Genomic DNA, 24,559 nt, shown 5'->3' with positions numbered 1-24,559 from the left:
TCACGAACTGCGTCGTAGTTCTTATCGTTTCGGAAGGAGGGTAAAATAGACCGAGCGGCAGTGACGCTGCGAATTACTGTTCGAACCCGCACAACACACCCTGCCCGTCGGTCGGGCCGATGTCGGGGAGGGTCGCGCGCTCGGGGTGGGGCATCAACACCGCGACGGTGTCGCGTTCGCCGAGGACGCCCGCGACGGCGTGTTTCGAGCCGTTGGGGTTGGCCTCGGGGCTCGTCTCGCCGTCCGCGTCGCAGTATCGGAAGAGGACCCGGCCTTCGTCCTCGAGGTCGGCCAGTCGGTCGTCGGCGATCTCGTAGCGGCCCTCGCCGTGGGCGATCGGCACCTCGATGACCTCGCCTTCCTCGTAGGCGGCGGTCCAGGGGGTGTCCGCTCGCTCGACACGCAGATGGACGTGTTCACACTGGAAGCGCGCGCTCTCGTTGGTGGTAAAGGCACCCTCCGTAAGTCCGGCTTCGCAGCCGACCTGCGCGCCGTTACAGACCCCGAGGACGGGGACGCCGTCCGCGGCGGCCTCGCGGACCTCGGCCATGATCGGCGACCGGGCCGCCATCGCGCCGGCCCGCAGGTAGTCGCCGTAGGAGAACCCGCCGGGGAGGACGATCCCCGTCGTGTCCGCGGGAAGTCCGTCCTCGTGCCAGACGATCTCGGCGTCGATGCCGAGGTACTCGAGGGCGCGCTCGGCGTCGCGGTCGCAGTTCGAGCCGCCGAAGCGGACGATCGAAACCGTCACAGTCGCCACCCCGCGGTGTTGCGATCGACGGTTTCGATCGGTGTGAGAGAAACCGTCATCTACCGTTCGGCGACCTCCACGTCGTAGTCGTGGATGGTCGGGTTCGCCAGCAGCCGTTCGGCCATCTCGTCTGCGCGCTCGCGCGCAGCCTCGGCGCTTTCGGCCTCGAGGTCGACCTCGAAGCGGTCGGCCGAGCGCAACTCCTCGAGTTCGAAGCCCAGCCGCTCCAAGGCCTGTGCGGTCGTCTCGGCCTCCGGATCTAAGACGCCACGTTTGAGTCGAACCGTCACCGTCGCGGTGTAGGCGGTCATCACCTGATACCCCGCAACCGTGCTCAAAAACGCTTTCGCCTTGGCTCCGTAATACATGTTCGTGGATATCGATACGAGTCGGGGGATCGCCCCGTGTCCCGCCACCCCAGTCGCCGGTGGCGTGGACGGTCACCGCATCGGCGTCCGACTGGAACGACACCTGTCCGGCGGTCCGATCCGTCACCCGTGGGGAAAACAGCGTCTCGTGTCCGGCGAATCCGCTCGAGGGAGCCGTCTCGCTGCTGGCACGGCAGGAACGCCACTGCCATCGGAACGGCATGGTTCGCCCCGACGGACCGCTCCGAAACGGAATGCGGGCGATTCTCACGCACTCTGCCGGAAAGCAGGACTTTTAGCCGCTCGTGGACTGGGATCCGTCGTGATGAATCGCGAATCGCTCGAGCGGAGGTGGCAGCGTTGACGACCGACGTAACCGAGATCACGGTGATCGGAGAGGACGACACGGGACTGATCGCGAACGTAACCAGCCTCCTGTTCGAGCGCGGAATCAACATCGAGGACCTCGATCAGGCGGTTCGTGACGGCGTCTTCCGGATGTATCTCGCCGTCGACACCTCGGAGATGGTCTGTACCGAGTCGACGCTCCGGGAAGACCTCCACGACCTCGGGGACGACCTCGGACTCGACGTCCAGGTCCGGTTCCCGTCCGATCGCGAGAGCCAGCAGATCGCCGTCCTCGTCACCAAGGAGAGCCACTGCCTCGAGGCGCTGTTCGAGGCCTGGGCCAACGACGAACTCGGCGCCGACATCGGGGTCGTCATCGGCAATCACGACGACTTACAGCCGCTGGCCGAACACTACGACGTCCCGTTCCACGACATCGGCGACGAGGGCGGCCAGCAAAACGAGGACGAACTGCTCGAACTCCTCGCGGAGTACGACGTCGACCTGATCGTCCTCGCGCGGTACATGCGAATCCTCTCGCCGAACGTGGTCTTTCGCTACGAGGACCGCATCATCAACGTCCACCCCTCCCTGCTGCCGGCCTTCCCCGGCGCGGAGGCCTACCGGCAGGCACTGGACGAAGGCGTCCGCGTCGCGGGCGTCACCGCCCACTACGTCACGACCGACCTCGATCAGGGGCCGATCATTACCCAGCGCGCGTTCGACGTCCCCGACGACGCCGATATAGACGACATGAAACACCGCGGCCAGCCACTGGAGGCAGACGCCTTGCTCGAGGCCGTCCAGCTCCACTTAAACGGCGACGTTTCGGTCCACCGCGGTCGGACCTCGGTCCGGGAAAACGGCACCAAATACCAGCTCGGGCTCCCCGACGAAATCGACGAGTTCACGCCCGATCGGCCGGTCGACGGGATCGGCAGCGCGGTCGCCAAGGACCAATAGCCGCGGCGGCGTTCGTCTCTCCCGCTATCTTCCGTTTGAGGACCGTAGTGACCCGTCTCGAGCCCGATACTCAGGCCGAGTCCGACGATTCCCACTGATCGCGGCAGTCGTCGCTGCAGAAATGCCGGTGGACGGCGGTGCCGTCCTCGACGGTCGTCACGACGCGCTGTTCGGAAGACGATCCCACTGGGCTCCCACACTGTCGACACTCGGGCGAATCCGCATCCGTCGAGTCAGTCATCGCTTGACAGAAGACACGAGAGCCACTTGAACGAACCTATTGCGGCGGATTCGGCCACGGCCAGCCGAACGAGTTCGTCCGACCCCGGCAGGCGTTCTCCCGGTCGATCGCGACCCGTTCGAACAGCGGAGCGTGGTCGTCGTGGATGTCGGGAACACAGCCGCAACCAGCGCCGGTCGCCACCGAAACCGGATCGGGGAGTCGAATCGGCGTCGCTCGACATAGTTTCGCCCCGTCGTCCGTTCATCCGAGGGCGGACGAGCGCTCACCGTCGGTTCCGTGAGCGGCACCCTTATCGACGTCAGCGACCAACTATGGATTGGTATGGCACAACAAGATATCCACCGGGAGCTGCACGTCGACCAGTACACGCTCGGGCTCGTCGGCCCCGATCAGGAGTGGGCGGGGACCGTCGCGGACGGCGGGACGATCGAGACCTACACCCCGCCGGGCTGTTGGGGGCCGATGGTAACACCGGAGTTCCACGGCGGCCACGAGGTGACCCGGCCGATCCGCGTCGCGGGGGCCGAGGTCGGCGACGCGATCGCCTTACACATCCGCGATATCGAGGTCACGAGCATGGCGACGAGTACGGGCTCGATGGCCGAGCGCGAGGACGCCTTCGGCGACGACCCGTTCGTCGACCACCGCTGTCCGGAGTGTGGCACGAAGTGGCCCGACTCGATCGTCGAAGGGACCGGCGAGGACGCGATCAAGTGCGCCGAGTGCGGCGCGAACGCCTCTTCGTTCGGCTTCGAGTACGGCTACACCGTCGCTTTCGACGACGGGACCGTCGGGATCACCCTCGACGAGGACGCGGCCCACGAACTCGCCGAGGACGCCGCGGAAGTAATGGACATCCCTGCCAACTCCCGACAGCACCCGATCCTGCTGTACGAGCCCGGCGAGATGCCCGGAACGCTGGGTCGGCTGCGCCCGTTCATCGGCAACGTCGGGACGACCCCACCGGTCACGATGCCCGACTCGCACAACGCTGGCGACTTCGGCCAGTTCCTCATCGGGGCCGACCACGACTACGGCGTCGACAGCGAGGCCGACCTCGAGGCCCGCACTGACGGCCACATGGACATCCCGCAGGTCCGCGAGGGCGCGACGCTGATCTGTCCCGTCAAGGTCGACGGCGGCGGGGTCTACGTTGGCGACCTCCACGCCAATCAGGGCGACGGCGAACTCTCCCTGCACACGACCGACGTCAGCGGCACCGTCCGAATGGACGTCGAGGTCATCGACGACCTCGAGATCGACGGCCCCGTCTTGCTCCCGCCGGAGGAGGACCTGCCGTTCATCAGCAAACCCTACAGCGACGAGGAGCGCGAGGCGGGCCGCGACCTCGGCGCGGAACACGACGTCGACGTCGAGACGGACATGGGTCCGATCCAGGTCGTCGGCTCCGGCGCGACGGTCAACGACGCCACGCAGAACGCCTTCGATCGCGCCGGGAAGTTGCTCGAGATGAGCGAGGGCGAGGTCCGCTCGCGGTGTACGTTTACCGGCGGCGTCCAGATCGGCCGGCTCCCCGGCGTCGTCCAACTGGACATGCTAGCTCCGATGGACATCCTCGAGGACCGCGGGATGGACCACCTCGTGCGCGAGCAGTACGGACTGTAGCCGGCCCCGTGCCGTAGCCCCCTCCGCTTTCCCCCTGCGGTGGCGCGCGCTGGGACACGGCGAACCACTGGTGAGCCGTGGCACGATCTCGCGCGAGGGATGAGCGAGCGAACGGAGTGACCGAGCGTTAGCGCGGAACCGACGGTTCCGCGAACCATACGAACGGGCACTTCGTGCCCGTGAGTAGAAATCGGTTGGGGAGGGCGTGGTCCTCACTGCAGCCACGATAGCAGCGAACTCGTTCGTCTTCCCGTTTCTTTCGACTCCGTCCATCACTCAGTGACGAGATCCGCCCTGCACGGCCGGCACTACCGCCAGCGCCGCGCCCTCGGGTACTGACTCGTCGAGCCCGGCCCGATCGCCCTCGAGCGAGACCCTGACGCTCGCGCGTACCGCGTCGCCGTCGTAGAGGTGCGACGCCGCGCGCGGATAGGCGTCGACGAGCGCCGCGAGCGCGTCGGCGACGGTCCCGCCCGCCCACTCGAGGACCACCGTCTTGTTGCCGGTCGCGCTCCGGAGCGGGCCGTACACCGTGACTTCGGTCTCCATACCGACTACTGGGACGACCGGCGACATATACCGACCGCCGCCCGTTGCTCGAGGGCGCCGGCTTCGAGGACGTCGCGCCGTCGCCCGTCTGGTGGGGACCAGTACGGGCTGTAGGGTCGACTCCGCGCGGTAGGGATCGAAGCGAGCCCCTTACGGTTCGGGCCGCTCCGTCCCGAACCGGAGATCGAAGTCGTCCGGAGTCGCGGCCTCGGCCGCGGGGAGGCGGCGGAGCCGCGGCCGCAGGAGGACGTAGGCGGCCGTGAAGCCGAAGCCGCCCGGGGCCAGCGCCATGGTGGTCGTCGTTCCCAGCGTATCGGCGACGACCCCGCCGACGAGCGAGCCAAGCGGGAGCGTCGCCCCCGAAGCGGTCCCCTTCGTTGCCGAGATCCGGCCCAGTAGGTCGGCCGGAAACAGTCGCTGGTTCAGCGTCGCCGTGAGTACGCCCGATGCGCCGATCGGCACCCACGCGAGGCCGAACAGTGCGACCGTAAGCGCCGGCGACGGCGCGACGACCGCCGCGACCCAACACCCCGCACCGAGCCCGTGCGAGAGCAGTACCGTCCCGTATGGGACGCCGGCCACGTACGGACCGAGGATCGATCCGACGAGCCGACCGATGCCAAGGGCCCCCAGCAGCAGGCCGTAGATCGCGGGACCGCCCAGTCCGTCGCCGAACGCCGGCAGAATCGCCAGCGCGACCCCGGTCGCGAAGTTCGCCACCGCAGTCAGCAGAATCAGTTCGACGAAGAGGGTCCCGCGGAGGACTTCGATACCCACTCGGAGGTCCGAACCGTACGACCGGAGTATCGATCCGACGGACGGTGCGGACTCGTCGGCCCCACCGCTTTCGTTCGAATTCGCGGGCGTTCCGATCGTGATTCCGGCGAAGAGTACCGCTGCGACGGCGAACGTGAGCGAGTCGGCGAGGAACAGCGTCGTCGCGCCGAAGACGGCGATGACCCCGCCTCCGATCGCGTCGAACACCATGTCCAGCCCGAGCGTCACCGTCGCCAGCGCGGAGTTGGCCTCGGAGAGCCGGTCCTCGTCGACGATCCGGGGGAGCAGCGCGGTCTCCATCGGCCCCATCACCAGCGTCGCGAGCATCAGCACTGGGGCGACGACGAACAGGAGACCGACGCGGAGCCGTCCGGTCACCGCTGCGAGCGGCAGGACGAGTACGACGACGCCCTGGACCACCTGTGAGCCGACGAGGACGGATCTGAGCGGTAGCCGGTCGACGAGCGGGCCGGCGAACACCTGCAGCAGCCACGGGAGCAGCAGTATCGCGTTCAATGTGCCGGTGACGAGGGTCGACCCGGTCAGTTCGAAGGCGAGCCAGAGTACGGCGACCGTGTAGAGACTGTCCCCGGCGTTCGTCGCGAACTGACCGGCGACGAAGCGGCGAAAGTCCCGGTTTCGCCCCAGCAAGCGCCCGGCGGCGATCATCGCGGACCACCCCTGCGGAGCGGCGACACGGCTCCGGGCGGTTCGAGCGATCGGGTCGGCGGTGATTCGAATATCGATACGCGGTCGTGCGAGCCACGGCCGGTGACCGGTGGCTCGGTGGATGTCGGCATGTGCGTGTTCGGTCGAGAGAAAGTGCGGCTACCGCGGCGGTAGCGAAACGAACCCGAGTGCTGCGGCTATCGGGCCCGTCACGCGGCGGGGGGCGAGAGGGGGTCGAACACCGGACGAACCGAGATCCGGCGGGTCATAGAACGAATCACCGGGAAGATACGCACGATCCATCAAAAATGTACTGATTCCGTACTGTCATGAACTCCGTCACGTTCGGCGGTGAGTACAGGCAGGCGAAACCCCAGGCAGCCGCATCCGCTGGAGTCGTCGCTCGAGACGAACCGATGGCTCGAGCGGCGAGGGAGACGACGCGAGCGGAACGGGCGACGGACGAGGTGTTCAGTCGTCGCTCGGTTCGGCACTCGCCGCCGCGGTCGCGTCCTCCCGACCCGCCCAATCGCTCGAGCGAAGCGGCGCGAACGTCAGAAACAGGATGGCCAACATGAAGACGCTCAGCATGACGGTCGCGACCATCGCGATACCGGACGTGAAGCTGAACAGGACGATACCCGCTGTGCTGGCTATGAGACTCATTCGTGTTCGTTCGATCGTCGCCACTCCCGCCATATGAGGGTTACTTTGTCCGGTGCCGGGTGAGAAATGACAGCAATGGACGCGTGATCGAGCCGGTAGCGGCGTTCGTTCCCGCCCGGACTCGCCGCCGTCAGAGCCGCCGGACCGCGCCGATCGCGCTCGAGAGCGGCGGCGCGTCGAAGAATTCGCGGTCGGTGTAGGCGTTCGCACCGCTGCGATACAGTTCGCTCGCGGTTTCGAGGACCGACTCCTCGAGGGGCTCGGGCGCTTCCTCGCAGAGCGATTTCCAGTCGGCGACGTCCTCGGCTTTGGCCTCGGCCTTGGCGTCGTCGACGGCCCGGACCCAGTCGGGCTGGGTGCGCTTGTGGTACTGGCGCAGGACCTCCTTCGAGAGCTGGGTCCCCTCGTAGCTAAAGCGGTTCTCGTCGAAGGTGCCGACGACGTCGCCGACCCGGATCTCGCCCTGATAGTAGAGACACTCGATCTTGCCGTCCTCGTGGGTCAACCCGGCGGCGTCGGCCTGCTCGGTAACGATCCGGTTGACCTCACGGGCCAGCGACTCGAGGTCGTCGATCGACGCCTTGCCGGCGATGGCGTCAGCCTCCGCCCGCTCGAGATAGCGGTCGCCTTCCTCGTACTTCGTGGAGAACTCGACGATCGGCTCCGCGAGGTCGACGGCCTCGTCGGGCCACTCGTCGAACGCGAGCCCGTGGTCCGCGGGGTCGGTTCGGCTGCGCAGGCTCGAGCCGACCGGGACCCGGTTGCGGAAGACGATCTCCAGCGGGATCAGGTAGTTCTCGCCGGCCGCCTCGTGGTAGCTGTCGTAGTCGTACTCGCGGCCCTCGTGGGGGAGGTCGGGCACCTGCGTCAGATCGATGGCCATCTCCCAGGGCGGGTGGGACGCGTCCGCGAGGGCGACGACATCGCCGTTTTCGACAACGCCGCGGTAATGGGTGGGGACGCCCTCGGACTCGAGCAGTTCGAAGTTGAACGCGCCCATGGTACAGAGGCTCGCGCCCTTCTGGGGGATCTGGTCGGGCATCTTCCCCCAGTCGAACACCGAGTAGTCGTCGGTAAAGACGAACGAGCCGCGGCCGAGATCGTCGTCGGTCGCGTCCTCCTCGATGCGGAACTCCTTGACGCTGGTCATCGGATCCACCCCACGTGGATCCTGGACCGGTCGAACGGTTGCGCTGTGAGTGCAGTCACGCGAGACACCTCAGGACGTGTTCGCCCCCGTCGCTCATATCCCAGTTGCCGTGGCCGGAGCGTAAGAAGGTTTCAATATTCGGTCGGTAGTCGGGAGCCCGAACGCCCGGAGCCAGACGCGGAGTGACGAGCGCCACCGCCGGTTCGGTTCGACGGCCGGTGGCGGCCGCGATCCGCCTTGCCTCGCGTCATCGGTAGCGGCAACTCTCGACGCGGCCGATTCTGACGGGGCGGGGTCCGGATCCATCACCCTTTTCTCGCTGTGCGAGCATCGTTACGTCGATGGAGCGACCGGTGACCGAGGCCGACCTGGCGTTCGAACACGTTCCCGAGACCGACCAGTCGTTCGAGAACGCACTGGCGAAAGCGCGCGATGGCGACCGACTCGATGTCGACGACGCCATCGAGTTACTCACGACTGGGACCGACAGCGACGGCATCGATCGCCGGCGCAAGGAACGCGTCCTCGAGGCGGCCGATCGCCGGCGCGCCGAGCAGGTCGGTGAGGAGGTCACCTTCATCGCGAACCTGAACAACAACGTCACGACGGCCTGTAACGTGGGCTGTCTGTTCTGCAATTTCAAAGATGCAGCTCACACCTTCGAGAGCGAGACGGAGATCGAGACGGCGGGGTTCACGAAGACGCCCGCCGAGTCCCGCGAGATCGTCGCCGACGCCGTCGAACGGGGCATCTACGAAGTCACGTCCGTCTCGGGACTGCACCCCGCGTTCGCGCTCGACGAGGAACATCGGGAGATCCTCGAGGCCCACCCGAACCCGAAGGAAGTCAACTACAAGCCGCCGGCGGTCTACGACACCAGTCCCGGTACCTACACGGACCAGCTCTCGGCGATGAGCGTCGACGGCGTCCACGTCCACTCGATGACGCCCGAAGAGGCCTACCACGCCCGGCGGGGCACCGACTGGTCCTACGAGGAGGTCTACCGCCGACTGCGGGACGCGGGACTCGACACCGTCCCCGGGACCGCAGCGGAGATCCTCGTCGAGGAGGTCCGCGAGGTGATCTGTCCCGGCAAGATCAGTACCGAGGGGTGGCTCGAGGCCATGGAGGCCGCCGCGAACGTCGGCCTCGGGATGACGGCGACGATCATGTACGGCCACGTCGAGAACGAAGCCCACCGCGCACTGCACTTGAAACGGATCCGGGACCTACAGGACCGCACGGGCAACATCACGGAGTTCGTCCCGCTTTCCTTTATCCACCAGAACACGCCGCTGTACGAACACGACGTGGTCTCTGGCGGGGCCAGCATCGACGAGGACGAACTGCTGATCGCCGTCTCGCGGCTGTTTCTCGATAACATCGATCACATCCAGGCCTCGTGGGTCAAGTACGGCGACGAGCAGGGGCTGAAGATGCTCTCGTGTGGGGCCGACGACTACATGGGGACGATCCTTTCGGAGGAGATCACCAAACGCGCCGGCGGCGGCTTCGGCGAGTTCCGCTCGTTCGAGGACTACGTCGAGATGATCTCCTCGATCGGCCGCGTGCCCGTCGAGCGCTCGACCGACTACGAGAAGCGCCGGGTCATCGACCCCGACGACCCGCCCTTTGGTCCCCGACTCGGGCCGAGGGCCGACGGGACGCCGCTGCTGACTCGAGCGGAACGCGAAGAGCGGGCGGTGCCGGCCGACGACTGATCGGTGCCGGCCGTCTCCATCCGTCGTTCCACGGTGGCGGCACACTGCCACCGCTCCCGGTGACTACAGTCCCTGTTTCAGTGAGATGAATACTTAACTGCGGCCCGGTCCCACTCACGATCGTGTCTCGTGACAGACCTCTTGAACGTACTCCTGCCATCGGTGTTTTGTCCCGATAATGACGGCTTCGTTTCACGGGAACGGGCGACTGGTACTGGGGACTCGTTCTCATCGTAAGTACGGTAGCGCTCGGCGGCTGTCTGACCCAAGCGGACTACTCGACCTCGGTCGGCGAACCGACCAATGGGACGGTCATACGGAACGTCTCCGTCTACGACGTCAACGAGCTAGACGGGGCGCGATACGAACTCGACCATCGTCTCGACGACGAGACCAATTACTCCCTCAAGACGTACGAACGGACGAACGGAACGGACGAAATCGTCAAGATATCCTCGCTGACGGGGCACGAACCGACGTACAAGAACGATCTGGCACCGCCGCAGGACCGCGGCGACGAGCGGACGTACAGACTCGTCGTCGTCCGATCGGACACCGGTGCGACCGTCGACGCTATCACGATAACGATCAAGCGGAACTAGCGGTCGCAGTAATTACTCGCGGTCGTGAGGCCTAGTCCCCACCGCGGACGCCGACGGCCCGCACCGGCGCGCCATCGCCAGCGAGCGCGAGCGGATACGCCCGGAGTTCGAACCGCTCGCCGACCGCCTCGAGCCCGGTCAGATTCTCGAGGATCAGCCGGTCATCACCGAGCAGTGCGTGGTGGGCCGGGGCTCCGTCGGGCTCATCCGCGCCAGCACCCTCGGTCGGCGTCGGATCGGGGTTGAGCGTGTCGACGGCCACGTCCAGTCCCCGTTCGGCACAGGTTTCGGCCGCGGCCGGCGAGAGATAGGGATGCTCGAGGTAGCGGTCGGTCCCCCAGTGGGCGTCCCAGCCGGTCCAGAACGCGGCGAGGTCGGTATCGCCGTCAGGCACTCGCGACGCGGGGATCGGCTCGCGGGCCTCGAGGTCGCGACAGTCGACCCGGACGGCGTCGAAGACGAACCGCTCGAGCGGATAGGCAGCGAGCGTTCGGCCGTCGGGCTCGGTGTGGGCGGGCGCGTCGACGTGGGTTCCGGTGTGGCTGCCACACTTGAGGCTCGAGACGCGAGCGCCGTCGTCCGCGTGGGTCGCGTGGGGGTGGACGGCGACCGGGGGGTCGCCGGGGTAGGTCTGCATCCCCGTTTCGATCGGCTGGGTGAGATCGATCTGCATGCGGGATAGCTGTCGGCGACGGGGCATAACGCTGTCCGGACCTCGAGCCGATCGACGGTCGATTTTCAGAACCGGTGACAATCATTATACGGTATCCCGATAACGTGTGGGTATGCGACTCGAAGGCAAGACAGCGTTTATCACGGGTGCGGGATCAGGCCTCGGGCGGGAAGCAGCGCAACTGTTCGCCGAGGAGGGCGCGACGATCGTCGCGGCCGACATCGATCACGAGAGCGCCGCGGAGACGGTCGCTCGCGTCGAAGACGCGGGGCGGGAAGGCACCGCGCTCGAGTTGGACGTCCGGGACGCCGACGCGGTCCACGCGGCCGTCGACGAGGCGGTCTCGGAGTTCGGCCTCGACATCATGCTGAACAACGCGGGCGTGAGCCACGAGCGCGCGACGGTCGAGGAGATCGACGAAGGCGAGCGCGACCGGGTCATGGACGTGAACGTCAAAGGCGTCTGGAACGGCTGCCACGCCGTGATCCCGCACTTCAAGGAGCAGGGGTCGGGCGCGATCGTCAACACGGCGTCGCTGGCGGGCGTCATCGGCGCGCCGCAACTGGGTGCCTACTCGCTGTCGAAGGGGGCGGTCGTCAACTTCACGCGGACCGTCGCGGCGGAGGTCGGACCGGCCGGCGTCCGCGCGAACGCGGTCTGTCCGGGCGTGACCGACACGGCGATGCCCCGGCAGAACCGCACCGAGGAGGAGTGGGAAGCGACCAAAGAGGAAATGGCGCGACACTACCCGCTCAAGCGGCTGGGCGAGCCGGAAGACATCGCCAACGCCATGCTGTTTCTGGCCAGCGACGAGGCCGACTGGATCACCGGGCAGGCACTGGTCGTCGACGGCGGCTTCTCCTGTACATAGCTCGAGGGGAAGCGTTTCGGAACCGGCGACCGAACGGCCGCTATGGCCACTGACGACTCGTACGTGCGGCGGGCGATCGACCTCGCAGAATCGGCGGTCGAGAACGGTAACACCCCCTTCGGTTCCCTGCTCGTCGTCGACGATGAAGTCGTCCGGACCGCGGAGAACACCACCCTAACTGACGACGACGTGTCGGCCCACCCCGAGTTCAAGCTCGCTCGGTGGGCCGCGCGCGAACTCGAGCCGGCCGAACGGGCGGCCTGTACGATGTACACCAGCACCGAGCCGTGTCCGATGTGTGCGAGCGCGATCGTCTACGCGGGGCTGGACCGGGTCGTCTACAGCGTTCCCGTCGACTCGCTTGCCGGGATCCGGGACGATGGCGTGATCGAGATTCCCTGCGCGGAGGTCCTCGAGCGGGCGGACGCCGACACCAGCGTCGACGGGCCGGTCCTCGAGGACGAGGGACTGGAACTCCACGAGGACTACTTTTCCGAGTGACCGCGAGACGAACTTCCCTCCCAGTCCAAAACTGATCTTGCTACCCACCGCGCGGTGGCGCGCGCTGTGCCGCGGTGAACCGCCGGTGAACCGCGGCGCGACGCCGTGCGAGGGATGAGCGAACGAAGTGAGCGAATCGGCTGGGGAGGGCGTGGCAACTCCGTGTTGCCACGATAGCAGGACGCTCGTCGCCGTCAGTACCGCCGTAGCCGAATCTCCTGTTTTCGATCACAAATCCGTGAATTACCGATGCTCGAGTCACAGCGACTAGTTCTCACTACACCATCCAGTAGTTATAAGTTATAATGAGGGTACATTCAACTGGAAGCCGGTCTCCGAACGGAGCAAGGGGGCTGCATCGAAACGCCCCGGGTGCGGACACACCCGAGACCTGGCTTCCAAGCGACCTGCTTGAAGCCATGCTTCGCTTCGTACTATCGGGATATAAACGTCCCGCACGACGGTGGAATCAACCCCGACGATCAGCGACGGCCCTCGAGTCCCCGCTACGGTCCTCGAGAACCGGTGATCGCGATGCCTGACAATGACCCGTTCGAGTCGTCGCTCCCCGACTGTCCCCATTGCGGCCGCCCCGTCTGGGTGGTGACCGTCAGCGGACCCCGCGACGGGACCGCCTCACCCTGTGGCTGTTCCGTCGTGCCGGACCGCCTCGAGCGGGAGTAGCCAGCTCGGGGCTCAAGATTCAGTCCCGGTTGTCGCCGTCGACACTGTCGGCGACCCGCCTGACGAACCGCTGAATTGTACGCGATTCCGACCATCATCAAAGGATTGATAATTGAAGCCGAGGCACTATAGAGACAAGCGAGATGCTTCGCTTTAGACGGGCGGTAATTGCGGTATCGGTAGTGATTCTGTCGGCAATAATGAACTATGTCGAATTTCACGGAACGAGCAGGAACGTTTCCTCGATCGGAGATTTCATCGTCTGGTTTGCGGTCGGCGTCCCTGTTGCCTATCTGTTCCTCACGATCAGTATCGTCTGTAGTACTGTTGTAATGGAGCGTCTATTTTCCGTTCTGAGATAACCTGGTCCTCTCGGGATCACTCTCTGAATTATAATCAGAGTCAGTCGCTAACCGTCTAGAGAAGGGAAAGAGCGGCAGGATAATTCACGTCCAGTCACACTTGCAACCGTTGGTAGCGTCCCGCTGGCCAATCTCAGTGTGACGCGGCCGTCTCTCCGTCCCGAAGCACCGACCGGTACCGCCCACCTGCCGCGTCGTCGGCCTCGAGCGCCGCCCGAATCGCTGCCGAGATCCACTCCCGGTCGCCGTCCGCGCCGTCGGCGAGGACGCCGTCGAAGCCGTCGGTCCGCAATTCGGCCGGCAGGAACCGCTCGTAGACCGGTAGTCGCTCGCCAAGCGGCACGCCCGCGCTCGCGGCGATTTCCTCGAGTTCCCTGAGCGCGGGCCACGTGTACTCGGGGTTGATGTGGTCGTCGGTGACCGGCGAGACGCCGCCCAGATCGTCGACGCCGCAGTCGATCAGGTCCTTGGCGGGGGCGAGATTTGGCGGGACCTGCACCGAAATCTCCTCGGGCAGGGCGGCGCGGGCCATCGCCGTCACCTGCCGCATCGTCGCGAGATCGGGCGAGCCGCCGGACCAGCGCTCGTTCTCGACGACGGGCTGGACGATCACCTCCTGGATGTGGTCGTAGCGTTCGTGGAGCTCCCGGATGGCCAGCAGGCTCTCGGCGCGGTCCCGCCAGTCTTCGCCGATCCCCACCAGGATTCCGGTCGTGAAGGCCACGTCGAGTTCGCCCGCGTTCTCGAGGGTGCGCAGGCGCTGGCCGGGCACCTTGCGCCGCGGGCCGGCATGGGCCCCGACCTCGGCGGTCGTCTCGAGCATCACGCCCATGCTGGCGTTGACGTCGGCGACGACTGCCATCTGTTCGCGGGTCTGGTCACCCGGATTCGCGTGCGGGAGCAGTCCTTCCTCGAGCGCCACTTCACAGGCCTCGCGCAGATAGGTATGAATCGAGTCGTGGCCCCACGCCTCGAGTTGCGCGTGGATCTCGGTGTAGCGGTCGTCGGGGTCGTCGCCGAAGGTAAACAGTGCCTCAGTACAGCCGGCGTCGGCCCCCCGCCGACAGATCTCGCGGACCTCCTCGAGCGAGAGCAGCTCGGCCTGACCCGGCGGGTCGAAGTACGTACAGTAGGTGCAGGTGTAGCGACAGGCGGTCGTCAGCGGCACGAAGACGTTCCGCGAGAACGTAAGCGCCGGCGGCGCGTCGACGTCGCTCGGGCTGACTTGGAGGAGGTCGTCGACGGCCCCCTCCTCGACCGCGATGTCGACGCCGTACTCGCTGGCCCCGGAAACCATTACCTCCGATTGTCGTGGCTCGGCACATAAGGCCTTCACTTCGCGGCAACCGCCGGGGCCGTCACTCTGTCGGCCCGCCCTCGCGGACCGCGGCGACCCGGCCGTCGCGACGCTCGAGTTCGAAGCCGAACTCGCGGAGGACGGCCGGCGCGCGGTCGCTCTCGCGGCCGTGGACGAGGACCTCGACGAGGTCCGCGGGCTCGTCGATGTCGGTCCCCAGCCGGAAGGAGTCGACCGTCTCGAGGCTCGCGCCGACTTCGCGGGCGATCCCGCGGTGATCCAGATAGGAGAGCCCGTGGTAGTCGACGCGGAACGCGGGGTGATCGACGACGAGGGCGTTGGTGCCGCCGCCCCGGCCGGGCGCGATCGCGACGTCCGCCGAGGGAGTCAGCAGGGCTGCGAGCGCGTCGGGCGTCGCGAGCGCGAGATCGGCCATGACGACGGCGACGGGGTCGTCACCGCCGTCGGCCGGCAGCCGCGCGTTGACCGCCTCGGTCAGCGGGCGGTCGTCGACCGTCAGCGACGTCGCCGCGGCGACCTCGCCCGGCATCTCGAGGGCCCCGAGGTCGAGCGGCGCGGTCGAGACGACGGCGGGCTCGTGGCCCGCGCGGACGATCGCGCGAAGCACGTCCGCGAGCATGGCGCGGGCGAACTGCGAGCGCTCGGCCGGCGAGAGAACTGACTCGAGCCGCGTCTTCGGCGTCTCGGCGGCGAACGGAACCACGACGCGCATGTGAATCTAGTTGCGGTAGCCGGGGCGGCCCCAAAAGTACGTCGGAGCGAAGATCGAGGGCGGCCGACGGTGACTGCTGGCTCTCGAGAATGCTGGCGATCGACTGCCCCCTCCCGGCGAGCGCGGCCGCTGGCCCCGTCGATCGTCGAAAGAACGGCGGCCTAGAACAGCGGCTCGAGTTCGTCCTCGTCGTCCTCGACGAGTTCCTCGAGGTTCTCTTCGCTTTCCTGCTGGATGTCGTCGATGTTGTCCTGTGCCTCGATGGCGACCTGCTGCAGTCGCTTGATCCGGGGGACGTTGGTCACGCCGGAAAGCAGGATGGCAGCGGCCACCTCGGGCTCCTCTCGCGGGAAGTCGCCACCGCGGACTTCCATGCTGCCCGTTTCCTCCTCGAGCCACTTGCGGCCGCGTTCGATGCCTTTCCGATTGAGGTACTCGGAGGGACCGGAGAGGACGAGCAGCGCGCGCTCGGTACCCTCGATCTCACAGGGGAGCGTGAGTCGGCCGAGCGCGGCCTTGCGGACGAGGCTCGTGATACGGTTGGTCGTGTTTGCGGCGTCTAAGTCGTCCTCGCTGCCGCCTTCGCCGGTAAAGCGAGAGAGGAGGCCACCGCCGGTGTTCATCTCGACTTCCTCGCTCGCGAAGCCGACGGTCGAGACGCCGCCGCCCGAAAGCGTGTTGATGATCTCCGAGGAGTCGACGACGCTCTCGGCGACCTCCTGTCCGTCGCCGACCTCGCCGGCACCAAAGAGGATGCCAAAGCGGCGGACGATCTCCTCGTTGATCTGGTCGTAGCCGCCCTCGACGGACTCGCCGGTCTGTCGCCAGGAGTCGTTGTCGAAGACGAGCAGGTTGTCGACCTCGCGGACGAACGTCTGGAAGGATCGTGCCGCGTTGAGCGTGTAGATTCCGCCCTCGTCGGTGCCCGGCAGGACGCCGAGGCCGTAGACCGGGATCGTGTAGATCCGCTGGAGGTGTTTCGCGAGGACCGGCGCGCCACCCGAGCCGGTGCCACCGCCCATCCCGGCGACGATGAGGAAGGCGTCGACCTCGTGGGTCGGGATCGCGTCGATCGCGTTTTGCACCTCGTCGATGTCTTCCTCGGCGACTTCCGCGCCGAGTTCGTTGTCAGCACCCACGCCGTGGCCCTTCACGCGGGCCTGGCCGATGAGTACGCGATTCTCCTGTGGAATATTCTCCAGGCCCATGAGGTCCGCTTTCGCGGAGTTGACAGCGATCGCTGCCCGGACGATTCCGCTTCCCGTCCGATCGTCGTAATCGAGGAACCGATCGACGATTTTGCCACCGGCCTGTCCGAATCCGATCATCGCCAGCTTCATTGTTTATCAGGGGGCTCCGTTGGATTGGTAACAGTGGGATAGAGGATATAAGTCTTGTGCTAATCTGAATTTCTCGATTAATAGAGTATTGCTCGAGAGCGCCGCGTAGAGACAATGAAGCGGCCAATATCGCGAGTAGTAAATATCTTTTTACCCTCTCCAATAGTGTTTTTTATATTACGTTTCGTATCGCCGGTGATCGGAACGGTGACCGCCCGGCTGGCGCTCGATCAGGCAGTTCCAGCCGGCCGCCCTGGGCGACCGGGTCCCGCGAGGCCGAGATACGAGGCGAGCGTCGTCAGGTCGGCCGGGTCGCGATCGAACGCGGTCACGTCGTTGTCGGTAACGGTGTTGTCGAACGCCAGCGAGCGTGCCTGATCCGGGCCGAAGGGCAGGAACGGGACCGGGCCGATCGCCGAGAGGCCGACCTTGGCCAGTCCCATCGGGATCGGGACGATCGTGATGTCTTTGCCTTCAGCCGCGTAGGCCAGCTCGGTCACGTCCGCGAGGGTCAGGACCTCCGGCCCCGCGAGGTCGTAGGTCTCGCCGGTGTGGGCCTCGTCCTCGAGCGCGTCGGCCAGCATCGGGACGAGATCGCCGACCCAGATCGGCTGGAACCGCGTCTTTCCGCCGCCGGGGAGCCCGGTCACGTACGGCGTCGTCAGCGCCTTCGTGAAGTCGACGAACTCGCCGCCGTCCCCGAAGACCACGGAAGGGCGAACGATCGTCGACTCGAGGGCGGACGACCGGACGACCGCTTCGGCCTTGCCTTTCGTGCGGATGTAAGCGGTCGCGCCGTCGGGGTCCGCTCCGAGCGCGCTCAACTGGAGGAACCGGTCGATGTCACCGGCCTCGGCGGCTCGCACGAGGTTCTCGGTGCCGCCGAGGTGGACCGTCTCGTGGCTCTTCCCACCGCGGGGCTTGAACAGCGGCGAGAGCGCGACGAGATTGACGACCGCGTCGTGGCCTGCGACGGTGTCGACGATCGAGTCGTAGGCGCTGACGTCGCCTATCGCGACCTCGACGCCGTCGGGCAGGCCGCCGCCGTCGGGCGAGCGCGACAGCGCCGTCACCTCGTGGCCGCGCTCGGCCAGTTCCGCACACAGGTTCGTCCCGATGAAGCCGGTGCCGCCGGCGACGAGGATCTTCATACACGAACGTGCCGGCGCAACGATAAATAGCTAGGCGGCTACGTAGTGAGGTCGTCCGTCTCGACAGATTGTAGTAGCCGTCACGCCCAGGTCCGGGCATGCTCGTCACGCTCGAGGGGTTAGACGGCAGCGGCAAGACGACGGTCCGGGAGGCCTTACGCGAGCGCTATCCGGACGCGACGGTCACGCGTGAACCCACTGACGACTCCTGGTACGGCGAGGCCGTCTACCGCTCGATCGCGGACGACGACGCCGACCCCCTGGCGGAACTCTTTCTCTACACCGCCGACCACGCGGCCCACCTCTCGCGAGTGATCCGCCCCGCCCTCGAGGCCGGCGACCTCGTGATCTCCGATCGCTACTCGGACTCCCGCTTTGCCTATCAGGGCGCGACCCTCGCGGACGCTCCGGCCTACGACTTTGCGGATCCGCTCGAGTACGTCGTCGATCTCCACCGGCCGTTCTCGATCGAGCCCGATCTGACGATCTATCTGGACCTCGACCCCGAGACCGCCGCCGAGCGGGCGGGGACGACCAACAAGTTCGAACGCACCGCCTACCTCGAGACGGTCCGGGAGAACTACGAGCGCCTGCTCGAGCGCGACCCCGAACGCTTCGTCCGGGTCGACGCAACACAGTCGCCCGCTGCGGTCCTCGAAACCGTCGTCGACGCGCTCGAGGCCGCGCGGTCGAGCGACCGCTGAGTAGGTCACGACCGCGTTTTGGGGATTCGGGCAAAGGCTTTAGTCGTGGCAGAGTGTACCACACCGCCGATGGTCCACGCCTTCATCATGGTGAAGACCGCCGCCGGGAAGTCCGAGCGCCTGCTCGCGGAGATCGGCGATCTCGAGTCGATCACCGATGCCCACATCGTCGCGGGCAACTACGACATCATCGCCGAGGTCGATACGCCGGAGGTCTACGACGTTCTCCAGACCGTCTCCTCGGACCTGCAGGCCCTCGACGGCGTCACCGACACGAAAACGTACATCGCGATGGGGTAGGGTCGCTCGAGCGCCGTTCGTCTCGTGGGCCAGTCGTCGTTTCTCGCCGCCCGCACATCGTGCCCTCGAGCCCGCCGGCCGAACGCATGCCATGGTAATCCGGGGCAAGCTTATTGACCGGGGCCGGCGTATCCCCCTGCATGCGGTTCGTGATTATCGGGGCCGGACGGGTTGGGCTGCGCACCGCGCGCGTCCTGCGCGACGAGGACCACGAGGTGACGATGGTCGAGCGCGACGAGCCGACGCGCAGACGCGCCCGTGAGCAAGGGTTCACCGTCGTCGACGGCGACGGCTCCCGCGAGGACGTCCTCGAGGCGGCCGGAATCGCCGACGCCGACGCCCTCGGCGCGCTGACCGGCGATCTGAACGTCAACTTCACCGCCTGCATGATCGGGAACCACCACGGCTGTCGGACGGTGATGCGGATCGACGAGGCCTACCGCGAGGGCATCTACCGGAAGTACGCCGACCAGGTCGACGAGGTGATCTACCCCGAACGACTCGGCGCGATCGGCGCGAAAAACGCCCTGCTGGGCGGGACGATCCGCGCCATCGCCGACGTTGCCCCCCACCTGCAGGTGGTCGAACTCACGCTCACCGCCGACGCACCCGTCAACGGCTACACGATCAGCGAACTGCACCTGCCCGCCGACGCGACCGTCCTCGCGTTCGGCAAGGGCGACGGCCCCCTCGAGATCCCCACCGAGGACCTCTCGCTCGAGGACGACGACCGACTCGTCGTCCTCGCCGACTTCGACGTGTTGAGCGAGGTCCGTCAACTGCTGGTCGGTGAGACCGCCGAACGGGCGACCGCCAACGCCGGCACGGGCACGAGTTCGGCCGCGACCGAACTGCTCGAGGGCGATACGGACGGAGGTGCCAACTGATGGTTACAGCATTCGTCATGATCAAGGCGAACACGGGCGAGGCGGATCGGCTCAGAGACAGCATCGAATCGGTCGCGGGCGTGGAGTCGGCCCACATCGTCGCCGGCGACGTCGACCTCATCGCCAAAGCCAGCGTCGAGACGCCCGCGAAGGTCAAGGAGATCGCCGCTACCCACGTTCAGGCGATCGAGGGCGTCGAGGACACGCAGACGTACATCGCGATGGACTAGAGACGAAGTTTTGCGCTGTCGTTCGAGAGAGCGGAGCTCTCTCGGACCTCGCGGGAGCAAAGCTCCCGCTTAGCTTCGATGAAAAGCACTCCTCCTTCCGTTCGTTCCTTTCAGTCACTCACATCAGTCGTCGGCCCGCTCGCTCCCTGCGGTCGCTCGCGGTGAGTATGGGGAAGGGCCTGCCCTCCCCCGCTGAGCGGAAGCTTTGCTTCCGCGAGGTCGTCGGCGCTTCGCGCCGACTGCTTGAGGGACCTTTGGTCCCTCGCCGCTCGGAAGAGCTTGCTCTTCCGTAGGGTCGCGGGGCTCTCGCGTCTGCTCGAGCCCCGCTCCCGGCCCCTAGACTACACTGAACCGTTCCACGAATAGTATATCGGCGAGTGAGCGGTTCGGAGAACCCGAGCGACGCCGTTCATCGAGCGCTGCGCGCTCGGGCCGACGAGCGACCACCGGAAGCGAGGAGGCTTTTATACTAAATTTTGCTCTGCGGGCCGCCGTAGGCGGCCCTCGGCAAAATTTAGGTTTACATCGGCATTCCGCCGCTGCCGTCGCCGTCCGCGGCCTGTTGGCCCCTGTTCTGGGCGTTCTCGAGCAGCGTCGCCGCTTCACCGCGATAGTCGTAGCCTGGAATGATCCCCTGTGCGAACGTGCCTTCGACGAACTCGATGAGGGCCTTGGCGTCGTCGACGCCCTCGGCGGCGTCCCAGGCAGTGTACTCGAGGCGGACTCGAACTTCGTCGGCGTCGCGTTCGACGGCCGGCTCCTCGTGGGTACTCGTGTGGGCGACGGTAAAGACGTCCGCGAGCCGTCGCTCGAGCGTTTCGAACCAGCCGTCCTCGACTGGGTCGGCGACGACCTCGCCCGCCACGGCGGCGTCAAGCGTCGGCAGGACGACGGTGATCGAAAACCGGCCGTCGCGTTTCCCCTCCGCGTCGTCGGCCGTGACGGTCGTCTCGAAGACGGTCGTCTCGAGGTCGTAGGCGTCCCTGCGGGCCGTAAACGCGTCGTGGGACTCGAGTGCAGTGGCGACGGGATCGGGCAGGTCGGTCATTGGGGAACCAACGGGCGTGGCGGAAAAGGGTGTTACGTTGTTCGATGCGGTGCGGTCGACACGTCAGCGACCGTTTCGAACGAAACCGCACGACAGCGCGGGGATCGTTTCACGCGGGAAGCACGGCGTTTCGAGCGCAAACGGCCCCTATTACTACAAGGGACTCCCCCATCTGTCGTCGGCATGAGTCTCGATAGACACGCCGCCGATCGCCGTCGCTTCGCTCGCCTCCTCGGGACGGACGGCGACCGCGGTTCCGGCCTGCCGATCGGCGGCGACGATAGCGACGGCGCGGATGCCGACCCCGATGCGGATGCGGACGCGGACGACCCGCCCGAGGCCGACGATACCGATAGTGACGACTCGAGCGCGGATTAGTCGAGTTCGCGCTCGCTGAGGAACGTATCGAGCGCCGTTGCGACCTCTTCGAAGTCCTTGACCGTGAGGCCGTCCGTGGTGGCGAAGACCCCCTCGCTGTCGTTCGTCACGCGGATGAGGAACCCGTTTTCGAAGACCCGGATCGTGTAGTCGTAGCCGCCAAGTTCCGACCCCTCGTAGGCGGTCTGGGTCGTCTTGAAGCCGCGCCACTCGTGGCCGATGAACGTCGAGAGGTCCGCGTCGCGTTCGAGGTCCTCCCGCAGGTAGACCTGCTCGAAGTCGTCGCGCGTGAAGTAGGTGACCGACCGGAGACTGTCGCCGATGGCCGTCCGACAGGTCGCGACGATCTGCTCCGCCGCATCGTCCGTGAGTATCCCGGTTGCCATATCCGACCAGTCGAACGCCGGTCCCTTAACCGCGGGGGCTAGTCACAGCGCAGTGAAAACGTCGGCCGGCCGCGGGCGGCGATCGATCAGGCCTGTTCGATCGCGCGATCGAGGTCCGCGATCACGTCGTCGACGTCCTCGATGCCGACCGAGAGCCGCACGAGGTCGTCGGTGACGCCGCTTGCCAGCTTCTCCTCCTCGGTGAGTTGCTGATGGGTCGTACTCGCGGGGTGGATGATCAGCGTCTTCGCGTCGCCGACGTTTGCGAGCAGGCTCGCGAGGTTCACCTCGTTACAGACCGTTTCGGCGGCGTCGTAGCCGCCCTCGAGTCCGAACGTGATCATGCCGCCGTAGCCGCCCTCGAGGTACTTCTCGGCGTTCTCGTGAGTCTCGTGGCTCTCGAGGCCGGGGTAGTTGACCCACGCGACCTTCTCGTGGTCCTCGAGGTACTCCGCGACAGCCATCGCGTTCTCGCAATGTTTCTCCATGCGCAGCGGCAGCGACTCGAGTTTCTGCAGTGTGACCCAGGCGTCGAACGGCGACTGCTGGTTGCCCAGATCGCGCAGGCCGCGGGTGCGAGCGGTGAAGGCAAACGCCGCATCGCCGAACGTCTCGCGGAAGTTGATGCCGTGATAGGCCGGGTTCGGCTCGGTGATCTCGGGGTAGTCGCCGTCCTCCCAGGGGAAGGAGCCGCCGTCGACTAAGATCCCGCCGACGGTCGAGCCCGCGCCGTGGATCCACTTGGTGGTGGAGTTCCAGACCAGGTCCGCGCCGTGTTCGAGCGGCCGGCAGAGGTACGGCGTCGCGAAGGTGTTGTCGACGAACAGCGGCACGTCGTGATCGTGGGCGATGTCGGCGATCCGCTCGATATCCGGCGTCACCAAGGCGGGGTTGCCGATCGTCTCGAGGTGGACGAAGGCGGTGTCGTCATCGATCGCCTCGGCGTAGGCCTCGTAGTCCAGTGTGTCGACGAACTTGGTCTCGACGCCGCGTTTTGCGACGGTGTGGGTGAGGTAGGTGTAGGTCCCGCCGTACAGCGCCGACGAGGAGACGATGTTGTCGCCGACGTCGGCGAGGATGAACGTCGCGAGGTCGAACGCGGCCATCCCCGACGCGGTCGCGAGCGCACCGACGCCGCCCTCGAGCGTCGCGATGCGTTCCTCTAACATCGCGTTCGTCGGGTTCATGATCCGCGAGTAGATGTTTCCGGTTTCCTCGAGGCCGAACAGGGCGGCGGCGTGGTCGGTGTCGTCGAACTCGTAGGAGGTGGTCTGATACAGCGGCGGCGCGCGAGCCCCGGTCGTCGGATCGGGTTCCTGCCCGGCGTGGACGCTGTCAGTGGCGAATCGGTTCCCCTCGGAATCTGAATCGTCGCTCATACCCGCCCCGTCGCAGGCGGCCTAAGTAAAACCACTAGACGTATGGCTTCTGCTGGGAAGCACTGTGGATCGCAGGGCGGCCGGCCGCGTCAGAGAACGCTGACGACGCCGAGGCTCTCGACGAGCAGCCAGCAGACGAACGCCCCGTACAGCCCCAGGAGCAGCCACCCCTCGCGCCGGGACAGGGCCATCCCGGTTCGGGAGATCGCGAAGAACGCGACCGTCGCCAGAACCAGAAACCCCATCATCGGGACGATGTTGGCGAAGTTGACCGTCAGTGCCCCCGCGACCATGACGCCGACGGGCACGGCCACGAGCAGGTCGAACGTGTTGCTGCCCAGGACGTTCGCCAACGTGACCGTCGGTCGGTCGGCCCGCGCGGCCGTCAGGCTGACGAACGTGTCCGGCAGACTCGAGCCGGCGGCGACGACGGTCATCCCCCAGAGAAAGGAGGGAGTCCCGAAGGCGTCTCCGAGGCCGATCGCCGCCCGGACGAGCGCCTCCACGCCGACGACGATGAACGCCAGCCCGACGACGAACCAGAACCACGTACGCGCGAGCGCGATCGAGCCGTCCGCCTGCTGCCCGGACTCCGCAGCGTCCAAGTACTGTGTGAACAGGTAGAGGCCGTACAGCGCGAGCGGGAACAGGGCGAGCGGCCTCGAGACGGTGCCGCCGATCCGGACGCCGGCCGCGTCGGCGGGGTTGTAGATGACCGCCAGCGAGAACGTCAACAGGAGCGACGCGACCGCGAGCATGTAAAACAGCGACTCCTTGTAGACGAGTTCGCGCGTCGTCTCGACCCCGCCGTTGCCGACGACGACTGCGAGCCCCGGAATCACGAGGAGGTTGAACACCGCCGAGCCGACGATCGATCCGACTCCGAGTTCGAACTCCCTGTGTACCAGCGTCGCGAGCAATACGCTCGCCAGTTCCGGCGTACTCGAGCCGACCGCGGCGATGACGGCACCCTGGACGACCGCCGGCAGTCCGTACGCGACCGCGAGTTTGTTCGCCGAATCCTCGAGCCAGCTGCTGCCTTTCCAGACGATCGCCGTTCCGAGGGCGGCAAGTCCCAGCAGCGTCGCGACCGCGAACATGACGGTCAGTTCAAACGACCGATTGATAAAACGATCGACCGCGTCGTCGGTCGCGTCGCTGCGGCGGAACCGCGGTCGCCATCGCAGCCACTGAACCACAC

At 66.4% G+C, this 24,559-nt stretch carries 26 protein-coding genes; 11 read left to right on the top strand and 15 right to left on the bottom strand.

Annotated elements, in window-relative coordinates; genetic code table 11:
* Nucleotides 1-73: 73 nt before the first annotated feature.
* The gene (gene purQ / locus ACERIM_RS03790) at nt 74-751 is read right to left on the bottom strand and encodes a phosphoribosylformylglycinamidine synthase I (RefSeq protein WP_006181338.1); all 678 of its coding nucleotides are present in this window, start codon (nt 749-751) and stop codon (nt 74-76) included.
* 59 nt (nt 752-810) lie between these two features.
* Complete coding sequence (gene purS / locus ACERIM_RS03785; RefSeq protein WP_006181337.1) at nt 811-1,062, bottom strand: phosphoribosylformylglycinamidine synthase subunit PurS; 252 nt, start codon at nt 1,060-1,062, stop codon at nt 811-813.
* A gap of 408 nt (nt 1,063-1,470) precedes the next feature.
* Between purS and ACERIM_RS03780 the strand changes: the two genes are divergently transcribed.
* On the top strand, nt 1,471-2,430 hold the full coding sequence (locus ACERIM_RS03780; RefSeq protein ID WP_006650207.1) for a formyltetrahydrofolate deformylase: 960 nt from the start codon (nt 1,471-1,473) through the stop codon (nt 2,428-2,430).
* 565 nt (nt 2,431-2,995) lie between these two features.
* The gene (locus tag ACERIM_RS03775; RefSeq protein ID WP_373631312.1) at nt 2,996-4,300 is read left to right on the top strand and encodes an acetamidase/formamidase family protein; all 1,305 of its coding nucleotides are present in this window, start codon (nt 2,996-2,998) and stop codon (nt 4,298-4,300) included.
* A gap of 276 nt (nt 4,301-4,576) precedes the next feature.
* Here the strand turns inward: ACERIM_RS03775 and ACERIM_RS03770 are convergent, their stop codons facing one another.
* From ACERIM_RS03770 to ACERIM_RS03755, 4 genes are all read right to left on the bottom strand, one after another.
* A complete protein-coding gene (locus ACERIM_RS03770) occupies nt 4,577-4,849 on the bottom strand; it encodes a MoaD/ThiS family protein (protein ID WP_006650209.1) in 273 nt (90 codons plus the stop codon).
* Between the two features lie 150 nt (nt 4,850-4,999).
* Nucleotides 5,000-6,295, bottom strand: coding sequence for an MFS transporter (locus tag ACERIM_RS03765; RefSeq protein WP_373631310.1), 1,296 nt, complete (start codon nt 6,293-6,295; stop codon nt 5,000-5,002).
* A 471-nt stretch (nt 6,296-6,766) separates the two neighbouring features.
* A complete protein-coding gene (locus tag ACERIM_RS03760; RefSeq protein WP_049905860.1) occupies nt 6,767-6,961 on the bottom strand; it encodes a hypothetical protein in 195 nt (64 codons plus the stop codon).
* Between the two features lie 130 nt (nt 6,962-7,091).
* Nucleotides 7,092-8,111, bottom strand: coding sequence for a phosphoribosylaminoimidazolesuccinocarboxamide synthase (locus tag ACERIM_RS03755; protein ID WP_373631308.1), 1,020 nt, complete (start codon nt 8,109-8,111; stop codon nt 7,092-7,094).
* Between the two features lie 341 nt (nt 8,112-8,452).
* On the opposite strand from ACERIM_RS03755, the gene cofH reads away from it, so the two are divergent.
* Complete coding sequence (gene cofH / locus ACERIM_RS03750) at nt 8,453-9,832, top strand: 7,8-didemethyl-8-hydroxy-5-deazariboflavin synthase subunit CofH (protein WP_373631306.1); 1,380 nt, start codon at nt 8,453-8,455, stop codon at nt 9,830-9,832.
* A 633-nt stretch (nt 9,833-10,465) separates the two neighbouring features.
* Here cofH and ACERIM_RS03745 read toward each other — a convergent pair.
* Nucleotides 10,466-11,107, bottom strand: a complete 642-nt coding sequence (locus tag ACERIM_RS03745; RefSeq protein WP_373631304.1) for a cyclase family protein — start codon at nt 11,105-11,107, stop codon at nt 10,466-10,468.
* A 112-nt stretch (nt 11,108-11,219) separates the two neighbouring features.
* Here ACERIM_RS03745 and ACERIM_RS03740 point away from each other — a divergent pair, with 112 nt between their 5' ends.
* The 3 genes from ACERIM_RS03740 (at nt 11,220) to ACERIM_RS03730 (ending at nt 13,163) form a co-directional block, all read left to right on the top strand.
* On the top strand, nt 11,220-11,978 hold the full coding sequence (locus ACERIM_RS03740) for an SDR family NAD(P)-dependent oxidoreductase (RefSeq protein WP_373631303.1): 759 nt from the start codon (nt 11,220-11,222) through the stop codon (nt 11,976-11,978).
* Nucleotides 11,979-12,020: 42 nt separating this feature from the next.
* Nucleotides 12,021-12,479 (top strand): nucleoside deaminase, encoded by a 459-nt coding sequence (locus ACERIM_RS03735; protein WP_373631301.1) that lies wholly within the window; start codon nt 12,021-12,023, stop codon nt 12,477-12,479.
* Nucleotides 12,480-13,013: 534 nt separating this feature from the next.
* Nucleotides 13,014-13,163 (top strand): hypothetical protein, encoded by a 150-nt coding sequence (locus ACERIM_RS03730; RefSeq protein ID WP_162834885.1) that lies wholly within the window; start codon nt 13,014-13,016, stop codon nt 13,161-13,163.
* A 495-nt stretch (nt 13,164-13,658) separates the two neighbouring features.
* Here ACERIM_RS03730 and cofG read toward each other — a convergent pair whose 3' ends face one another.
* From cofG to ACERIM_RS03710, 4 genes are all read right to left on the bottom strand, one after another.
* Nucleotides 13,659-14,822, bottom strand: a complete 1,164-nt coding sequence (gene cofG / locus ACERIM_RS03725; protein WP_373631300.1) for a 7,8-didemethyl-8-hydroxy-5-deazariboflavin synthase subunit CofG — start codon at nt 14,820-14,822, stop codon at nt 13,659-13,661.
* 61 nt (nt 14,823-14,883) lie between these two features.
* Nucleotides 14,884-15,555: a 2-phospho-L-lactate guanylyltransferase gene (gene cofC, locus ACERIM_RS03720; protein WP_373631299.1), complete on the bottom strand. Its 672-nt coding sequence runs from the start codon at nt 15,553-15,555 to the stop codon at nt 14,884-14,886.
* A 161-nt stretch (nt 15,556-15,716) separates the two neighbouring features.
* Nucleotides 15,717-16,895 (bottom strand): tubulin/FtsZ family protein, encoded by a 1,179-nt coding sequence (locus ACERIM_RS03715; protein ID WP_006181321.1) that lies wholly within the window; start codon nt 16,893-16,895, stop codon nt 15,717-15,719.
* A gap of 230 nt (nt 16,896-17,125) precedes the next feature.
* The gene (locus ACERIM_RS03710) at nt 17,126-18,046 is read right to left on the bottom strand and encodes a complex I NDUFA9 subunit family protein (protein WP_373631297.1); all 921 of its coding nucleotides are present in this window, start codon (nt 18,044-18,046) and stop codon (nt 17,126-17,128) included.
* A 98-nt stretch (nt 18,047-18,144) separates the two neighbouring features.
* On the opposite strand from ACERIM_RS03710, the gene tmk reads away from it, so the two are divergent.
* The 4 genes from tmk to ACERIM_RS03690 all read left to right on the top strand — a co-directional run bounded on the left by tmk (nt 18,145) and on the right by ACERIM_RS03690 (nt 20,167).
* Nucleotides 18,145-18,750, top strand: coding sequence for a dTMP kinase (gene tmk / locus ACERIM_RS03705; RefSeq protein ID WP_006650221.1), 606 nt, complete (start codon nt 18,145-18,147; stop codon nt 18,748-18,750).
* A 69-nt stretch (nt 18,751-18,819) separates the two neighbouring features.
* Nucleotides 18,820-19,050: an Lrp/AsnC family transcriptional regulator gene (locus ACERIM_RS03700; RefSeq protein ID WP_006181318.1), complete on the top strand. Its 231-nt coding sequence runs from the start codon at nt 18,820-18,822 to the stop codon at nt 19,048-19,050.
* A gap of 140 nt (nt 19,051-19,190) precedes the next feature.
* Nucleotides 19,191-19,937 (top strand): TrkA family potassium uptake protein, encoded by a 747-nt coding sequence (locus ACERIM_RS03695; RefSeq protein ID WP_373631295.1) that lies wholly within the window; start codon nt 19,191-19,193, stop codon nt 19,935-19,937.
* The gene (locus ACERIM_RS03690) at nt 19,937-20,167 is read left to right on the top strand and encodes an Lrp/AsnC family transcriptional regulator (protein WP_006650223.1); all 231 of its coding nucleotides are present in this window, start codon (nt 19,937-19,939) and stop codon (nt 20,165-20,167) included. Before ACERIM_RS03695 ends, ACERIM_RS03690 begins: the two co-directional genes overlap by 1 nt.
* Nucleotides 20,168-20,687: 520 nt before the next feature.
* Here ACERIM_RS03690 and ACERIM_RS03685 read toward each other — a convergent pair.
* A complete protein-coding gene (locus ACERIM_RS03685) occupies nt 20,688-21,215 on the bottom strand; it encodes a DUF5813 family protein (protein WP_373631293.1) in 528 nt (175 codons plus the stop codon).
* 183 nt (nt 21,216-21,398) lie between these two features.
* Here ACERIM_RS03685 and ACERIM_RS03680 point away from each other — a divergent pair, with 183 nt between their 5' ends.
* Nucleotides 21,399-21,593, top strand: coding sequence for a hypothetical protein (locus tag ACERIM_RS03680; RefSeq protein ID WP_006650225.1), 195 nt, complete (start codon nt 21,399-21,401; stop codon nt 21,591-21,593).
* On the opposite strand, the gene ACERIM_RS03675 is transcribed toward ACERIM_RS03680, so the two are convergent.
* The 3 genes from ACERIM_RS03675 to ACERIM_RS03665 all read right to left on the bottom strand — a co-directional run bounded on the left by ACERIM_RS03675 (nt 21,590) and on the right by ACERIM_RS03665 (nt 24,458).
* The gene (locus ACERIM_RS03675) at nt 21,590-21,979 is read right to left on the bottom strand and encodes a hypothetical protein (protein WP_006181313.1); all 390 of its coding nucleotides are present in this window, start codon (nt 21,977-21,979) and stop codon (nt 21,590-21,592) included. The two genes, ACERIM_RS03680 and ACERIM_RS03675, sit on opposite strands and share 4 nt — an antisense overlap.
* 86 nt (nt 21,980-22,065) lie before the next feature.
* Complete coding sequence (locus tag ACERIM_RS03670) at nt 22,066-23,358, bottom strand: O-acetylhomoserine aminocarboxypropyltransferase/cysteine synthase family protein (protein ID WP_006650226.1); 1,293 nt, start codon at nt 23,356-23,358, stop codon at nt 22,066-22,068.
* A gap of 89 nt (nt 23,359-23,447) precedes the next feature.
* A complete protein-coding gene (locus ACERIM_RS03665; protein WP_373631401.1) occupies nt 23,448-24,458 on the bottom strand; it encodes a sodium:calcium antiporter in 1,011 nt (336 codons plus the stop codon).
* Nucleotides 24,459-24,559: the final 101 nt, after the last annotated feature.

Source organism: Natrinema sp. H-ect1 (genome assembly GCF_041821105.1).
GTDB classification, from domain to species: Archaea; Halobacteriota; Halobacteria; order Halobacteriales; family Natrialbaceae; genus Natrinema; species Natrinema thermotolerans.
The sequence above is the reverse complement of the archived record's forward strand: the minus strand, read 5'-3'. Positions and strand labels throughout refer to the sequence as shown.

What these genes read in the sequence shown, in the direction of transcription:
- purS (WP_006181337.1), bottom strand. Translation starts at nt 1,062, where the DNA reads ATGACCGCCTACACCGCGACGGTGACGGTTCGACTCAAACGTGGCGTC.
- ACERIM_RS03775 (WP_373631312.1), top strand. Translation starts at nt 2,996, where the DNA reads ATGGCACAACAAGATATCCACCGGGAGCTGCACGTCGACCAGTACACG.
- ACERIM_RS03770 (WP_006650209.1), bottom strand. Translation starts at nt 4,849, where the DNA reads ATGGAGACCGAAGTCACGGTGTACGGCCCGCTCCGGAGCGCGACCGGC.
- ACERIM_RS03765 (WP_373631310.1), bottom strand. Translation starts at nt 6,295, where the DNA reads ATGATCGCCGCCGGGCGCTTGCTGGGGCGAAACCGGGACTTTCGCCGC.
- ACERIM_RS03760 (WP_049905860.1), bottom strand. Translation starts at nt 6,961, where the DNA reads ATGAGTCTCATAGCCAGCACAGCGGGTATCGTCCTGTTCAGCTTCACG.
- ACERIM_RS03755 (WP_373631308.1), bottom strand. Translation starts at nt 8,111, where the DNA reads ATGACCAGCGTCAAGGAGTTCCGCATCGAGGAGGACGCGACCGACGAC.
- cofH (WP_373631306.1), top strand. Translation starts at nt 8,453, where the DNA reads ATGGAGCGACCGGTGACCGAGGCCGACCTGGCGTTCGAACACGTTCCC.
- ACERIM_RS03745 (WP_373631304.1), bottom strand. Translation starts at nt 11,107, where the DNA reads ATGCAGATCGATCTCACCCAGCCGATCGAAACGGGGATGCAGACCTAC.
- ACERIM_RS03740 (WP_373631303.1), top strand. Translation starts at nt 11,220, where the DNA reads ATGCGACTCGAAGGCAAGACAGCGTTTATCACGGGTGCGGGATCAGGC.
- ACERIM_RS03735 (WP_373631301.1), top strand. Translation starts at nt 12,021, where the DNA reads ATGGCCACTGACGACTCGTACGTGCGGCGGGCGATCGACCTCGCAGAA.
- ACERIM_RS03730 (WP_162834885.1), top strand. Translation starts at nt 13,014, where the DNA reads ATGCCTGACAATGACCCGTTCGAGTCGTCGCTCCCCGACTGTCCCCAT.
- cofG (WP_373631300.1), bottom strand. Translation starts at nt 14,822, where the DNA reads ATGGTTTCCGGGGCCAGCGAGTACGGCGTCGACATCGCGGTCGAGGAG.
- cofC (WP_373631299.1), bottom strand. Translation starts at nt 15,555, where the DNA reads ATGCGCGTCGTGGTTCCGTTCGCCGCCGAGACGCCGAAGACGCGGCTC.
- ACERIM_RS03715 (WP_006181321.1), bottom strand. Translation starts at nt 16,895, where the DNA reads ATGAAGCTGGCGATGATCGGATTCGGACAGGCCGGTGGCAAAATCGTC.
- ACERIM_RS03710 (WP_373631297.1), bottom strand. Translation starts at nt 18,046, where the DNA reads ATGAAGATCCTCGTCGCCGGCGGCACCGGCTTCATCGGGACGAACCTG.
- tmk (WP_006650221.1), top strand. Translation starts at nt 18,145, where the DNA reads ATGCTCGTCACGCTCGAGGGGTTAGACGGCAGCGGCAAGACGACGGTC.
- ACERIM_RS03700 (WP_006181318.1), top strand. Translation starts at nt 18,820, where the DNA reads ATGGTCCACGCCTTCATCATGGTGAAGACCGCCGCCGGGAAGTCCGAG.
- ACERIM_RS03695 (WP_373631295.1), top strand. Translation starts at nt 19,191, where the DNA reads ATGCGGTTCGTGATTATCGGGGCCGGACGGGTTGGGCTGCGCACCGCG.
- ACERIM_RS03690 (WP_006650223.1), top strand. Translation starts at nt 19,937, where the DNA reads ATGGTTACAGCATTCGTCATGATCAAGGCGAACACGGGCGAGGCGGAT.
- ACERIM_RS03685 (WP_373631293.1), bottom strand. Translation starts at nt 21,215, where the DNA reads ATGACCGACCTGCCCGATCCCGTCGCCACTGCACTCGAGTCCCACGAC.
- ACERIM_RS03680 (WP_006650225.1), top strand. Translation starts at nt 21,399, where the DNA reads ATGAGTCTCGATAGACACGCCGCCGATCGCCGTCGCTTCGCTCGCCTC.
- ACERIM_RS03675 (WP_006181313.1), bottom strand. Translation starts at nt 21,979, where the DNA reads ATGGCAACCGGGATACTCACGGACGATGCGGCGGAGCAGATCGTCGCG.
- ACERIM_RS03670 (WP_006650226.1), bottom strand. Translation starts at nt 23,358, where the DNA reads ATGAGCGACGATTCAGATTCCGAGGGGAACCGATTCGCCACTGACAGC.
- ACERIM_RS03665 (WP_373631401.1), bottom strand. Translation starts at nt 24,458, where the DNA reads ATGTTCGCGGTCGCGACGCTGCTGGGACTTGCCGCCCTCGGAACGGCG.